Below are 13,548 nucleotides of genomic sequence, written 5' to 3'. Positions count from 1 at the left end.
CTAATCGGTAATGCCACTCCAAACAATTAACCAATTTGTTTACTTTTGATGCATGAAATTTCATCATTTACTATTTCTGGTTATGGTTGCGGTTTTTTTCTCTTGCAAACCGAAGCAAAAAAGTCATCAATATATTCACTTTAAGAACATCCAAGAATTACATCAGTTCTTAAAATGGTCGCCAGAAAACCGTTTTCCTTTAATTAGTGCACATCGCGGCGGACCAATGCCTGGTTTTCCTGAAAATTGTATCGAAACATTCGATAATGCTACTACTTATAATCCCGTTATAATCGAATTTGATATTGCTTACAGTAAAGATTCGCTAATGGTAATTATGCATGATGATAAACTCGATAGAACTTCGACAGGTAAAGGGGCGATTGGCAATTATACGTATGAAGAATTAAAAGCTTTTAATCTGATCGATAATAATGGCGAAGAAACTAAGTTTAAAATCCCAATTTTAGATAGCGTGCTAAGCTGGAGTAAAGGAAAAGCATTGTTAACCATCGATTTAAAGAAAGGTGTTTCATATGCCCGAGTGATCGAAAAAGTTAGGCAATATAAGGTTGAAAGCAATTCGATAATTATTACTTATACTGCAGATCAGGCGAGAGAAGTACACCAATTGGCTCCTGAAATGATGATTTCTGCATCAGTTCAAAAGAAAGCAGAATTAAAACGATTAAATAACATGGGCATCCCAAATAATCGGATAGTGGCCTTTGTTGGTGTTTCTGCACCCGATAAAGAATTTTATAAATACCTTCATGATAAAGGCATTACCATTATTTTAGGTACTATGGGCAATATTGATAAAAGTGCAATGGCAAGCCCTGCAAAAAATGTTTATTACCATCTCATTAATAATGGTGCCGACATTTTATCGGGTGATAATTTACCACAGGCAGCAGAAGAATTGGATAAGTTTAGGTACAATAAAAAGTTAAGTTCATCGCATATTAATTAATATGTCCATTGTTGCGATGCCTGAAGCAATCTTAAGTGTTCACAATGGGTTATCGTTGTAGGCTTGTTAGGTGCCATGTAAGGATCATAATCCTAAACCTTGTTTTGCGAAAGCCTTTGTGTTCTTTGCGGTTAAATATACAAATATGAGTATTTCAGTTAAAAATCTTTCTAAACATTACGATAAGCAAAAAGCAGTCGATTCAATAAGTTTTGAAGCCAGGCCAGGTCGCATTTTAGGTTTTTTAGGTCCAAATGGAGCTGGTAAATCCACTACCATGCGCATGCTTACCGGTTATTTAGAACCCACCTCTGGCGAAGCCAAAATTTCTGGTAAAAGTATCCTCTCAGAAGCCCTTGAAGCGAAAAAACACATTGGTTATCTTCCAGAAAACACCCCGCTTTATGCGGATATGTATGTAAAGGAATTTCTAAACTTCGTAGGTCAAACCTATAAACTTTCCAATTTAACGATACGGATTGATGAGGTGATCAAAATGGTGGGTTTAACGCCAGAACAACATAAAAAGATAGGCATGTTATCAAAAGGCTACCGCCAGAGGGTAGGGCTGGCGCAAGCCATTATCCATAATCCGGAAGTGCTTATTTTAGACGAACCCACTTCAGGCCTTGATCCTAACCAACTTGTGGATGTCAGAAAGTTGATTAAAACATTAGGAACAGCTAAAACCGTTGTTATATCTACGCACATTATGCAGGAGGTTGAAGCCATCTGCGACGATATTATCATCATTAATAAAGGTAAAATTGTGGCAAACGATTCGCTCGAAGGCCTTAAAGAAGCGCATCAGCAACAATCATTGGAAGATATCTTTAGAAAACTTACTGCTTAATACATGTTTAACCTAAAAACTATAGTTACCTCAATTGCAATTTTATTTTTCTTGCCCCTGGCATTAAAAGCCCAGAAGCAATAGCACTATTGGGTTTGGCGCAGAAATCGGCCTGCCATCGGGTAATTTCTCAGGAATATCAGGCATCGGTGTTGGAGCATCAGTTAAAGCCGATTTTCCTATCGCAGAAAATTTTGCCTTAACGGTAAATGGCGGTTTTATGAATTTTTTTGGCAAAAGAAATCAAATTTTTAAAATACAGGATCTTACTTATTTACCTGTTAAAGCAGGACTGAAATATCAATTTGGCGAAAGCTTTTATGCTGAAGGCCAGGTAGGGGCCGCGCTACCCTTAAACAATGGTCAAAAAACTTTATTCGTGTGGTCGCCGGGCATTGGAAACCAGTTTAAATTATCAGGGGGCAATAAACTCGACTTTGGGATCAGGTACGAAGCGTGGACAGGTAAAAATGATGTTGTTGTTATCAATAAATCCAATACAAAAGGCTTTGTTGGCATCAGGTTTATTTATGTTTTTAATTTATAATTCTTAAATATTAATAATTGTTTTATTACACATGTGGAATATTTTCCCCATTTCGTTGAAATAAGTCCACAGTAATCAAAACCCGAATTTTCTTACTGCTTTAATCGCAAATATTATTTTATAGTTTTTTTCTGGCTTTAATGCATTGTAAAGGCTATTTGTTGGCTATTTACTAAAGTTATAGTTCGTGATGGCACATCGCTTGCCTTACGCTTGCAATTAAACTTTAAATAATTATAATGAAAAAAACACTATTGTCTTTATTAATGGTTGCAGGATTAGGATTTGCAACTAAAGCTCAAACAATTGCAATTAAAGCTAATCCTCTCGCGCTTTTAGGAGGTACGGATTTAGTAAGTGGAGAATTTAAAATTGGTGCCAACAGTTCAGTGAGTGCTGGTTTAGGTGTAGCTGGCTATAAACTTTCTGATTCTAAATACTCCAGTATTGGTGGCGAGGCCCAATACCGTTATTATTTCCGCGAAAGCTTACATGGCTGGTATTTGGGTGCAAAAGTTGGATACCTTTCCGGAAAAGTAAAGATTGAAGATTTTAATGACGGTAAAGATTACAAAACCAATTATGGATCGTTGAATATTGGTGCAAAAGCAGGTTACCAATGGGCCTTTGATAGCGGTTTTGTGATCGATTTAAACCTTGGTGCTGCCTATTCTTCATTTAAATATGATGATAATGATGGTGCTTTTTCCACCTTAAAAGGTAGCGGTGTTTTACCAAATCTAGGTTTTGGTTTAGGCTTTTCTTTTTAACGCAAACTCACATTAAAAAATGCGCCCTGAATAGTTTCAGGGCGTTTTTTGTTTTTTATCAATGGTAACTTTCTTAAGTTTTTTATTATTGGTGTAACTTTTTACTTTTTATGGTGTCTATTTGCTTAACTAAATAATAAGTTTAATTAACATAAATCACATGAAAAAAGTATTACTTTCTTTATTGGCTTACGTGCTGCTTTTGCATTTGGTTTGTAATATTAATCCATAATTTATTTTCAAAGCCTCCACTAAATTGGGGGTTTTGTTGTATATACTGATTAAAATAATTAATCATTTTTGTTAACTATCAAATTAGTTTGATTATCATTGTAACGTTTTCGCTTACAGGTGAAAACACGGAAACTAAAAAAAATTCTTAAAAAATCAGATGAAAACACTCGTATTATCTCTATTAACAGTTGCAGGCTTAAGCTTTGCAGCTTCAGCTCAAACTAACAAACCGGTAACTTTTGGTGTAAAAGCAGGGGTAGCTTTTCCAAATATGACCGTATCTTCAGGTAGCACCTCAATAAGTTTCGATACAAAAACATCTTTCTATGTAGGTGGAACAGCTGAGTTTGCCATATCGGATGTAGTTTCAATCCAACCAGGTTTAAGTTTTATCGGTAAAGGAACAAAACTAAATAACGACAACTTTGCTTTCGGAACTGATGATTTTGACACTGATGAAAAAGTAACTTTGAACTTTAATTATCTGGAGTTGCCGGTAAATGTATTGGCCAATTTTAAATTGGGCAACTCTGGTAAGTTTTTTGTTGGTGCCGGACCTTATTTTGCCTACTTAATCAATGCAAATGTTAAATATGGTTCTCTTAAAGAAGACATCAAGTTCGGTGAGAATGAATCAGAATTTAAGCGTACCGATTTTGGGATTAACTTTTTGGCAGGTTATCAATTGAACAATGGTATCAATATCCATGCTGGCTACGGATTAGGATTAAGCAGTATTGCAGATACAGATCTATCGGACGAAATTACCTTTAAAAATAAAGTTTTCTCGGTGGGTTTAGGCTTTTCTTTCTAAAACTGAAAGAAACGCTTTAATCTTCATGCAATTTTTTAAAATAAGGATTTCTGGTTGGTACTGGAAATCCTTATTTTTAAACAGATTTTTATAACCTATATTTAATCAAAGTCCTTTTAATTTTGCAGGAATAAATGGTTAACTTCGGCGTTTTAATAGCACATGTACGCAGTTTTTAAACGCGAGTTATTCAGTTTTTTAAGTTCGATGGTTGCTTATATAACCATTGGCGTTTTTCTATTGGTTTCGGGCCTGTTACTTTGGTTTTTTCCCGATACATCCATTCTTGATTATGGATATGCAGAATTAGATGGCTTTTTTAGCCTTGTTCCCTATCTTTTTATGTTTCTAATTCCTGCAATTACCATGCGGTCATTCGCAGAAGAAAGGCGTGAAGGAACTTATGAACTTTTAATTACCAAACCCATACAACTCTGGCAGGTAATTGCAGCAAAATACTTTGCAAGCCTGGTATTGGTGCTTTTTGCGTTAATTCCGACCTTAATTTATTATTATAGCATTTCAAAACTCGGTTTTCCGGAAGGTAATATCGATTCAGGATCAGTAATTGGCTCATACATTGGTTTATTTTTATTGGGAGCAGCATTTACTTCAATTGGTATTTTCTCTTCGTCTTTAACTAAAAATCAGGTAATTGCTTTTGTAATATGCGCTGCTCTTTGTGCATTTTCCTTTTTGGGATTCGATTACCTGAGTAAAATCGCTGCCCTGCAAGCAATTGATAGCACAATTACAAATTTAGGCATCAATCAGCATTATGTTTCCATCAGTCGCGGGGTTTTAGATACGAGGGATTTAATTTACTTTATTACCTTTTCAGTGCTGTTTTTATGTTTCACCAAATTAATAACAGGAGGGAAACGATAGTGAAGCAGAAAAATAAATGGTTCAGTTTTATTATAGTGATAGCGGTATTGATCATTTTAAACACCGCTGGTCAATACGTTTTCCACAGGTTCGATTTTACAGCAGATAAACGGTTCACCTTAAGCGAAAAAACAAAATCGATTCTTCAAAAAAATGAAAAACCGGTAATAATCACAGTATTTTTAGCCGGAGAGCTGCCGCCGGCATTTAAGCGGTTGCAAGCTGCGGTTTCAGATATTTTATCTGATTATCGGGCCTATGCCAAAACCAATGTAAAAGTGGTTTTTGTTGATCCGCTTGCAGGTTTGAATCAGGCAGATCAAGATACCGTGATCAATAATCTGTATGAAAGAGGAATTGAAGCGACCAATTTAAGTGTTAAAACCGAAGATGGCTTAACACAGAAACTCGTATTCCCAATGGCCATGATAGAAAGTGATGGAAAGGAATTTCCAATTAAACTTTTTCAGAATCTGGATACCCGTGGTAATTATGAAGACAATATCAACCGATCTATTGAAAACCTGGAGTATATTTTCACTTCAAGTTTGAAAAAAGTGCTTTCGGGCGATAATCCCAGGATTGGTTTTTCAGAATCTAATGGCGAACTTTCTGATTTGCAACTAGCTGATGCCATCCATACGCTTTCTGGCAGTTATTTAGTAGGTCGTATTGATTTAAACAGTATCGATAAAGCTGGATTGGATAAATTGAAAATGTTAATTATCGCCAAGCCTAAAAAGCCTTTTACTGAGGCGGAGAAGTATAAAATCAATTACTTTGTGATGAATGGTGGCAAGGTACTTTGGAGCATAGATCAGGTAAATGCAGAATTGGATAGTTTAAGGGGCAGAAGCGGTCAAATGGCGATTAATCGTGATCTGAACCTGAATGATATGCTTTTTATGTATGGTGCAAGGATTAATTACAATATCATTGCCGATCCTGCAAACAGTGCCGAAATTCCGGTATCTACAGGTGTTGTTGGCGGGCAAAATCAAATGGAACTGGTACCATGGATTTACTATCCCGTTTTGTTGCCTGATACGGCTCAAAGTGTTGTGAAAAAGTTAGATGGCATAAAATCTGAATTTCCGAGCACAGTGGATACTATTGGAACCAGGGGAATAAAGAAATCATATATTTTAACAACATCTGCATTTAATAAGGTTTATAATGTGCCTAAATTGTTTAGCTTGCAGATGGTTGGCGAACAGTTAGATCCAAGATCTTTCCAGAAGCAAACCAGAAAATGTTGGATTAATGCTGGAAGGAAACTTCCCATCTGTTTTTGCAGGCAGGCCATTACCCGCCACAATAACACAATCTTATACTTTACAAAGTATAGGTAAACCGGCAAAAATGATTGTAATTGGCGACGGTGATGTATTTAAAAATCAGGTATCCGAGCAAAATGGAAATCCTTTCCCATTGGGGTACGACCGATATTCGCAACGTACTTTTGGAAATAAAGCTTTGCTATTGAATATAGTTGATTATTTTACCGATGATGATAACTTAATTGCTCTAAGAAATAAAGAAGTGAAGATAAGGTTATTGGATAAAGCCAAAATTAAACTCGAAAAAACAAAATGGCAGTTCATAAATGTTGTGGCTCCCTTGCTATTGTTAATATTGTTTGCGATTTTTCAACATTATTACCGCAAATACAAGTACGCTAAATAATTTTTATATTTTTGAAGAAGACTAAAATGATATCATGAGATTTATTGTATCCACATCAACTCTATTAAAACACTTACAAACTGTAAATGGTGCATCAAGCAGCAGTACAGTTTTACCTATACTAGAAAATTTTCTTTTCGAAATTAAAGATGGAAACTTAACTATCTCAGCTACCGATTTACAAACCAGCATGACAACTGCTTTGGCTGTAGAATCTAAGGAAGAAGGTAAAGTGGCAGTTCCATCTAAAATTTTATTAGATACCCTTAAAACATTACCCGATCAGCCAATTGCATTCAACATTGATGACAGTACTTTCGCAATTGAGATTAGCGCAGGCGACGGTAAATACTAAATTGAGCGGCGAAAACGGTGATGATTTTCCAAAAATTCCGATTGTAGAAAATGCTTCTTCAGTAAATTTACCAGCATCGGTTTTAACAGAAGCAATTACAAAAACCATTTTTGCTGTAAGTAATGATGAACTTCGTCCGGCAATGACAGGTGTTTTCTGCCAGTTATCTCCTCAGCACATCACTTTCGTGGCAACAGATGCACATAAATTGGTGCGCTACCGCCGTATGGATAGTAAAGCTGATAAAGCAACATCATTTATTTTGCCAAAAAAAGCTTTAACATTATTAAAAGCTGCATTGCCATCAACAGATATTAATGTTTCAGTTGATTATAATGCTACAAGTGCTTTCTTTAAGTTCGAAAATATAAACCTGGTGTGTCGTTTAATAGACGAGCGTTATCCAGATTATGAGGCAGTAATTCCTACAAACAACCCAAACAAATTAATTATTGATCGAAGTTTATTTTTAAATACACTTCGCAGGGTTGTAATTTTTGCAAACAAAACCACTCACCAGGTAAGGTTAAAAATTAGTGGTAGCGAATTAAATATTTCATCCGAAGATCTAGATTTCGCAAATGAAGCGCATGAGCGTTTAAGCTGTCAATATGATGGTGAAGACCTTGAAATAGGCTTTAATGCTCGTTTTTTGATTGAAATGTTGAGCAATTTAAGTGGCGATGAAGTTACTTTAGAACTTTCTACACCCAATAGGGCAGGGCTTTTGATTCCTCAAACCAATGATGAAAACGAAGATGTTTTAATGTTGGTAATGCCGGTAATGTTAAACAATAGCTACTAAAACTACTAGTTTTTTAGTTTTGTATATAAAATGGCTTGGTTTTTGACCGAGCCATTCTTGTTTACCAAACTAACCAACTTATGAAAATCTATACTTCTCTCTCGAAATCATTAATTTTAATTATTTCTTTTCTGACAATTGGCTTATCAGCCTGCAAAAAACACAATCCAGACGAAGTTGTTAAAGGACAGGCCAAGGTGAAAATTGTTAACGCCTCGCAAGCTGCTGTTAACCAGGATGTATATTTAGACAATGAAAAACTAACAGCTACCGCTTTGGCTTTTGGCGAAAGCAGTGAATATGTTAAAATACCTTCAGGCAACAGAAACATTTCTTATACTGGTACAAATAGTGCAAGTACTGATACATCACTAAATTTTACGCCATCTATTACCTACACCACATTTTTAGTTACCAATAAAAAAGGCGATATGGAGGTTGTAAGTTATGAAGATAATTTGAGCAACACTGAAATTGGTAAAGCTAAAATTAAATTAATCAGTTTGAGCCCTAATTTTACAACGGGTATTAATGTAATGGTACAAGGAGGAACGCAATTTGTTAACGGTTTGGCTTTTAAAGAAGCTTCTTCTTACTTTACGGTTGATACAACTTTTAATCTAAGGTATAATGTGGTGGGTTCTGGTAACATTAAAACCATTGATAGTTCTGCTTTAGAGGCTGGCAAAATCTATACGATTTGGTTTAGTGGTACAACTGCAGCAACGTTACAGGCACATATTATTACCGATAATTAATTTTAACAAATTCATATGGTTTCTGTTATCTTTACGTTTTATTAGCATCAGTTTTACCTTATGAAAAATACAGTAGTGTTTGTTAAAACATTCTTTTCTTTTTGCTTGTGCCATTTTAATCAGCTCTTGTATTAAAAACAATAATTTTATTAAAGGCGATGCTAAAATTCGTTTTTTCCATGCCGCTTCTACAGATACAACGCAAAATTTTTATTTAAACGGAATTCAGATCGGAACTTCTGTAACTTATAATGCGAATACGAGTTATGTTGTAATTCCTGGAGATTCTACTTTTAAAATTACAACAAAAAATATCAATAGCGGGGTTGATGTTACTTCTCTTCCAGATCAGGCATTTAAAATTGGCCAGAATTATTCTGTTTTTTACCTTAAAGAAGCTATCGATAAGCCAGCCAAGTTAAAAATCTACCAAGATGATGTAAAGCCCGATCTTGACTCTGCTAAACTAACATTTTTAAACCTGGGCTATACCTTAGGTTCCAGTGTGGTTATAACCGACAGTACAAATGTAGCAAGCCCTAAAGAATCTACGCTTGCTTACGGTGGGATTAAAACCTTTAAAGTGAAGGTTAACAAAGCAATGAAATTTGCATTCAAGCTATCAAGCCCTACCGCAACAAATCCGCCTCCAATAGTAACACCGCTTGATACCTTTAATATTAATAAGGGAAGGGTTTACCTCATATTGCTTGATGGAGATAGAAAAGGTGAGCTTTAAAAATAGGATAATATCCACCAATTAATATTTATTGCAATTTACTAGCACATAATCTCTATACTATTCATACTTTTGCCCAAAATCAGATCAATTGGAATTACTACATCAGCTTTTAGATTTTATTCTTCATATCGACGTTCATTTAGCAGAAATTGTAAACGAATACCGCACCTGGACTTACCTTATTTTATTCCTGATTATTTTTGCTGAAACTGGTTTTGTGGTAACACCATTTCTTCCGGGCGACTCTCTGCTTTTTGCAATGGGTGCTTTAATTGCAGGTGAACATGAAACTGGTTTAAATATCTGGATCATGTTGGTTATCTTAATTGTGGCCGCAATTTTAGGGAATACAGTAAATTACAAACTCGGAACGGTATTGGGAGCAGGTGTATTTAAGGAAAAAAACAAAATTTTAAAGCTGAAATATTACCATCAGTCACACGAATTTTTTGAGAAACATGGTGGTAAAGCGATTATGCTAAGTAGGTTTTTACCAATTTTTAGAACCATTGCACCTTTTGTAGCCGGAATTGCCAAAATGCCGTTTGGGCGTTTTACTTACTATAATATTATTGGCGGTGTTGCGTGGATAGTTGCATTGCTGTTGGGAGGTTATTTATTAGGCCAGATTCCCGTAATCAAAAATAATTTTGAGCTGGTAATTATCTTCATTGCTGTTGTAACTTTTGTTCCCGCCATCTGGGCAGCAGTTAGAAGCCGTTTACAGCCTAAGAAGATTGAAGAAATTATTGAAGGAGAAAACCCTAAAGGATAATTAAAGTTCGCGGCCAATCACTGAGCCCTGTTGGTATTTCTTTTCGGTTTTTGATTCATCTATTTTCTCATCAGGTAATAATTCTGTTTTAACGAGGTTTTTCAGTACAGGCTGGCCGGCATCAACCCATGCTGAGTACCAAAAAGATCCAATTTCCAAAATTGCAGACCGCATTTGCTTTTCTACCATGTTATTCATCCTGTCGTGATAAGCTTTTGAATATGCTTTAGAGTACTGTTTAAGTACGGCATTATTCCTTTCTGAAAAACTATATTTTTGTGCAGAAGGGTACGATGCATTCAAGTCGGCCTCAAAAGTTAATACCGTATCAACAAGGCTGTGTGTATGTTTAAGTATTTTCCAAGCTTCTTTGAGTGGGTTTTCGATATAATTTGCTTTGCCAACAACAAAATTATAATTGGTTGAAAATAATTCGGGCAAGCGGCTTTCCCAAAAGGCATGGATTCCTACCTGGTTGCTCAATTGGCCATTGTGATTGGCCGTAGTATGGAGGGGAACATGTGCATCGCCGATGTAATGACCTAAATCAGCTGAATATTTTAAGATTTTTATCGAATCGCGAGTTTTAAAAGCTTTAACCAAGCTATAATAGGTGCGCTGAATTTGCCACGGCACAATCCCATCTGCATTTAGCTTTTTCAGCCCATATTTAGCCAATGCATCATTCCATTTTTCAGGAATACTATCAATGTTTTTTTCATAATTTTCTACATCCAGGTAATGCCGGGGTGCTTCCAAGGTATCTGCATACCTGCGTTTATCAGGATCTACGGCGTGTTCGGTGATGTATTTGATATTCTTTTTATAGAAACCAATCATATCACCTGGTAAAGTGAAAATGGCAAGGTTGTTTATTCTTTGATGTGCAAAGAATCCCCACGAAGTACATAGAAAAATTGGGATGATTAACGCGGCTAAAATCGTTAATCTTTTCATATCTCTAATGTATGTATTTTTATTTTAATGCACTTATAGTTAGTCGTTTAAAATGATGTATTTTGAGCTTTTTGTATCTATTTAATATTTATTCACCATTTAAAAAGTTTAACATAAATGAAATCCGTTCATGCAATTCATTCTGATTTTCTTTTAATGTGGAGGTGGATTAATAAATTCTTATTTTTATCGTAAAATTATCTATGGAATTATCCTGCCCAATATCAGCCGAAAGAGTAAATGAAAATGTAGTAAGGATCATTGCATTTATGGTTGCCCTTATTGCCCTTGCTTGTATCGCGTTTTCTAATTATTGGGCGATAGTTTTTTTACTTATTGATTTCGCATTAAGGGCTTTTTCATCAGGCAAATTCAGCCTGCTGAAAATTATAGCTTTAAAAATTTCCAATTTCTTTTCAATATCAAATAAAATGAAAGATCTGGCACCAAAAAAGTTCGCGGCAACCTTGGGCTTTGGATTTTGCCTGTTGATTACCGCGGTATCTTTATTCGATTTTTATAATCCGGCATTGATTTTTACCTCAATTATGATCATTTTCGCTCTTTTAGAGAGCTTGTTCGCCATTTGTGTAGGCTGTTATATCTATTCCTTTTTACAGATTTTTTCTAAAAAGAAAGCGGCTTAATTTATTTCTTTAAAGCCTCCCGTACTTTTGGCGCAATTTTACTTCCAAATAGTTCAATTGATTTCATTAAGGCGATATGTGATGGTCCACCTACATCCATATGTGCAGAGAAACGTGTTAATCCAAAGGTTTCTTGCATGGCAAGAATTTTCTCTACTGATTCGTTTACATCGCCAATAATCAGGGCACCGCTATTGCTTCTGCCAGCATCGAATTGATTGCGCTGGTAAGGTGCCCAGCCTCTCGATTTACCGATTCTATTCATTTGTGCAGAATAAAGTGGGTAATAATAATCTGCAACTTCAGCGCTGTTTTCTCCAAATAAAGCATGCATATGAACGCCTACTTCAAATTTAGCCATGTCATGTCCGTAAGCTTCGTAAACCCTTTTATAATAATCAAAAAGAGGTTTGAACTGTATGGGCTGACCGCCAATAATGGCAAACATCACAGGTAAACCCAATCTGCCGGCACGTTCTACCGATTCTGGCGTGCCACCAACGGCTACCCAAATTTTTAAGTTATCGTTTACTGCCCTTGGTAATATTTCCTGGTTATTTAGTTCAGGTCTGAATTTACCTTTCCAACTGATTTTTGGTTCTTTATTTATTTTAAGCAGCAATTCTAATTTTTCTTCGTAAAGTTCATCGTAATCCTGCAAATTGTAACCAAATAGAGGAAAAGATTCGATAAAACTTCCCCGTCCAGCCATTAACTCTGCTCTTCCGTTTGAAATTAAATCTATAGTTGCAAAATTTTGGTAAAGCTTAACCGGATCTGACGAACTTAACACCGAAACCGCACTACTTAATTTGATGTTTTTGGTTACGGTAGCAGCAGCAGCTAAAATAATCTCAGGGCTCGATACAGCATAATCGGGGCGATGGTGTTCACCAATTCCATAAAAATCTAAGCCAACTTCATCCATTAATTTTATTTCTGCTATAATTTCCTGAAGTCTTTGTTGTGCGGGTTGAATTTCTCCTTTTGCATTGATCTGCAAATCGCCAAACATACCGATACCTAATTCCATAATGTTAAAATAATTTTAACAAAGGTAATTGATATACTGGTAGTGATTTTTGATGTATGGTAAGAAAAATGATGATTGTCATCGTCTCGCTGAACTTGTTAAATCATTTTGGAAATAGACCCTGAAATAAATTCAGGGAGACGATTAACCTTTCTGGCTATTAATTTTAACCGCAATAATCTTGCTGAACTTGTTATAGCATTTTTTGGAAATAGAACCTAAAATAAATTCAGGGGGACGACTATTCGTTTTGGCGATTATATGTAATCGTAATCTTCTTGCTGAACTTGTTATAGCATTTTTTGGAAATAGACCCTGAAATAAATTCAGGGGGACGATTATTCGTTTTGACTATTAGATCTAACCGCAGTCGTCTTGCTGAGCTTGTTAAAGCATCTTGGAAATAGACCCTGAAATAAATTTAGGGGTACGACTATTCGTTTTGACTATTATATCTAACTGCAGTCCTCTTGCTGAGCTTGTTAAAGCATCTTGGAAATAGACCCTGAAATAAATTCAGGGGGACGACTATTCGTTTTGACTATTATATCTAACTGCAGTCCTCTTGCTGAGCTTGTTAAAGCATCTTGGAAATAGACCCTGAAATAAATTCAGGGGACGACTATTCGTTTTGACTATTATATCTAACCGCAATCGTCTTGCTGAACTTGTTAAATCATTTTGGAAATAGACCCTGAAATAAATTCAGCG

Annotated in this window: 15 protein-coding genes and 1 pseudogene; 13 read left to right on the top strand and 3 right to left on the bottom strand. The window is 35.6% G+C overall.

The window, feature by feature from the left end; genetic code table 11:
• Positions 1-82: 82 nt before the first annotated feature.
• Both AC0IWE_RS12405 and AC0IWE_RS12400 read left to right on the top strand, forming a co-directional pair.
• Positions 83-973 carry a glycerophosphodiester phosphodiesterase family protein gene (locus AC0IWE_RS12405; protein WP_471793305.1) on the top strand — a complete coding sequence of 297 codons (891 nt, stop codon included), beginning with the start codon at positions 83-85 and terminating at the stop codon, positions 971-973.
• 145 nt (positions 974-1,118) lie between these two features.
• Positions 1,119-1,826 carry an ATP-binding cassette domain-containing protein gene (locus tag AC0IWE_RS12400; RefSeq protein ID WP_471793304.1) on the top strand — a complete coding sequence of 236 codons (708 nt, stop codon included), beginning with the start codon at positions 1,119-1,121 and terminating at the stop codon, positions 1,824-1,826.
• 63 nt (positions 1,827-1,889) lie between these two features.
• Here the strand turns inward: AC0IWE_RS12400 and AC0IWE_RS12395 are convergent, their stop codons facing one another.
• A complete protein-coding gene (locus AC0IWE_RS12395; protein ID WP_471793303.1) occupies positions 1,890-2,063 on the bottom strand; it encodes a hypothetical protein in 174 nt (57 codons plus the stop codon).
• Here AC0IWE_RS12395 and AC0IWE_RS12390 point away from each other — a divergent pair.
• The 10 genes and pseudogenes from AC0IWE_RS12390 (at position 2,047) to AC0IWE_RS12345 (ending at position 10,200) form a co-directional block, all read left to right on the top strand.
• Positions 2,047-2,373: a hypothetical protein gene (locus AC0IWE_RS12390; protein WP_471793302.1), complete on the top strand. Its 327-nt coding sequence runs from the start codon at positions 2,047-2,049 to the stop codon at positions 2,371-2,373. The two genes, AC0IWE_RS12395 and AC0IWE_RS12390, sit on opposite strands and share 17 nt — an antisense overlap.
• A 239-nt stretch (positions 2,374-2,612) precedes the next feature.
• Positions 2,613-3,143 (top strand): DUF3575 domain-containing protein, encoded by a 531-nt coding sequence (locus AC0IWE_RS12385; RefSeq protein ID WP_463493167.1) that lies wholly within the window; start codon positions 2,613-2,615, stop codon positions 3,141-3,143.
• 391 nt (positions 3,144-3,534) lie between these two features.
• Positions 3,535-4,191, top strand: coding sequence for a porin family protein (locus AC0IWE_RS12380; RefSeq protein ID WP_157255511.1), 657 nt, complete (start codon positions 3,535-3,537; stop codon positions 4,189-4,191).
• A 162-nt stretch (positions 4,192-4,353) separates the two neighbouring features.
• A complete protein-coding gene (gldF, locus tag AC0IWE_RS12375; RefSeq protein ID WP_471793301.1) occupies positions 4,354-5,079 on the top strand; it encodes a gliding motility-associated ABC transporter permease subunit GldF in 726 nt (241 codons plus the stop codon).
• Positions 5,079-6,431 (top strand): Gldg family protein, encoded by a 1,353-nt coding sequence (locus tag AC0IWE_RS12370; protein WP_471793300.1) that lies wholly within the window; start codon positions 5,079-5,081, stop codon positions 6,429-6,431. Before gldF ends, AC0IWE_RS12370 begins: the two co-directional genes overlap by 1 nt.
• On the top strand, positions 6,343-6,765 hold the full coding sequence (locus AC0IWE_RS12365; protein ID WP_471793299.1) for a Gldg family protein: 423 nt from the start codon (positions 6,343-6,345) through the stop codon (positions 6,763-6,765). Before AC0IWE_RS12370 ends, AC0IWE_RS12365 begins: the two co-directional genes overlap by 89 nt.
• Positions 6,766-6,799: 34 nt before the next feature.
• Positions 6,800-7,925: pseudogene (dnaN, locus tag AC0IWE_RS12360) on the top strand (DNA polymerase III subunit beta).
• An 80-nt stretch (positions 7,926-8,005) separates the two neighbouring features.
• Positions 8,006-8,683 carry a DUF4397 domain-containing protein gene (locus AC0IWE_RS12355; protein WP_471793298.1) on the top strand — a complete coding sequence of 226 codons (678 nt, stop codon included), beginning with the start codon at positions 8,006-8,008 and terminating at the stop codon, positions 8,681-8,683.
• Positions 8,684-8,762: 79 nt separating this feature from the next.
• Complete coding sequence (locus AC0IWE_RS12350; protein WP_471793297.1) at positions 8,763-9,422, top strand: DUF4397 domain-containing protein; 660 nt, start codon at positions 8,763-8,765, stop codon at positions 9,420-9,422.
• 91 nt (positions 9,423-9,513) lie between these two features.
• Positions 9,514-10,200 carry a DedA family protein gene (locus AC0IWE_RS12345; protein ID WP_055914655.1) on the top strand — a complete coding sequence of 229 codons (687 nt, stop codon included), beginning with the start codon at positions 9,514-9,516 and terminating at the stop codon, positions 10,198-10,200.
• Here the strand turns inward: AC0IWE_RS12345 and AC0IWE_RS12340 are convergent, their stop codons facing one another.
• Positions 10,201-11,157, bottom strand: coding sequence for a zinc dependent phospholipase C family protein (locus AC0IWE_RS12340; RefSeq protein WP_471793296.1), 957 nt, complete (start codon positions 11,155-11,157; stop codon positions 10,201-10,203). It abuts the gene before it with no gap.
• Positions 11,158-11,360: 203 nt separating this feature from the next.
• On the opposite strand from AC0IWE_RS12340, the gene AC0IWE_RS12335 reads away from it, so the two are divergent.
• On the top strand, positions 11,361-11,804 hold the full coding sequence (locus tag AC0IWE_RS12335) for a DUF4395 domain-containing protein (protein ID WP_471793295.1): 444 nt from the start codon (positions 11,361-11,363) through the stop codon (positions 11,802-11,804).
• A gap of 1 nt (position 11,805) precedes the next feature.
• On the opposite strand, the gene AC0IWE_RS12330 is transcribed toward AC0IWE_RS12335, so the two are convergent.
• Positions 11,806-12,837 carry an Atu2307/SP_0267 family LLM class monooxygenase gene (locus tag AC0IWE_RS12330; protein WP_471793294.1) on the bottom strand — a complete coding sequence of 344 codons (1,032 nt, stop codon included), beginning with the start codon at positions 12,835-12,837 and terminating at the stop codon, positions 11,806-11,808.
• Positions 12,838-13,548 lie beyond the last annotated feature (711 nt).

The sequence above is a fragment of the Pedobacter sp. AC402 genome, from assembly GCF_979252805.1.
Note: the sequence above shows the minus strand (reverse complement) of the source record. Positions and strands in the feature narration are given on the sequence as shown.

What these genes read in the sequence shown, in the direction of transcription:
- AC0IWE_RS12405 (WP_471793305.1), top strand. Translation starts at nt 83, where the DNA reads ATGGTTGCGGTTTTTTTCTCTTGCAAACCGAAGCAAAAAAGTCATCAA.
- AC0IWE_RS12400 (WP_471793304.1), top strand. Translation starts at nt 1,119, where the DNA reads ATGAGTATTTCAGTTAAAAATCTTTCTAAACATTACGATAAGCAAAAA.
- AC0IWE_RS12390 (WP_471793302.1), top strand. Translation starts at nt 2,047, where the DNA reads ATGAATTTTTTTGGCAAAAGAAATCAAATTTTTAAAATACAGGATCTT.
- AC0IWE_RS12385 (WP_463493167.1), top strand. Translation starts at nt 2,613, where the DNA reads ATGAAAAAAACACTATTGTCTTTATTAATGGTTGCAGGATTAGGATTT.
- AC0IWE_RS12380 (WP_157255511.1), top strand. Translation starts at nt 3,535, where the DNA reads ATGAAAACACTCGTATTATCTCTATTAACAGTTGCAGGCTTAAGCTTT.
- gldF (WP_471793301.1), top strand. Translation starts at nt 4,354, where the DNA reads ATGTACGCAGTTTTTAAACGCGAGTTATTCAGTTTTTTAAGTTCGATG.
- AC0IWE_RS12365 (WP_471793299.1), top strand. Translation starts at nt 6,343, where the DNA reads ATGCTGGAAGGAAACTTCCCATCTGTTTTTGCAGGCAGGCCATTACCC.
- AC0IWE_RS12355 (WP_471793298.1), top strand. Translation starts at nt 8,006, where the DNA reads ATGAAAATCTATACTTCTCTCTCGAAATCATTAATTTTAATTATTTCT.
- AC0IWE_RS12340 (WP_471793296.1), bottom strand. Translation starts at nt 11,157, where the DNA reads ATGAAAAGATTAACGATTTTAGCCGCGTTAATCATCCCAATTTTTCTA.
- AC0IWE_RS12335 (WP_471793295.1), top strand. Translation starts at nt 11,361, where the DNA reads ATGGAATTATCCTGCCCAATATCAGCCGAAAGAGTAAATGAAAATGTA.
- AC0IWE_RS12330 (WP_471793294.1), bottom strand. Translation starts at nt 12,837, where the DNA reads ATGGAATTAGGTATCGGTATGTTTGGCGATTTGCAGATCAATGCAAAA.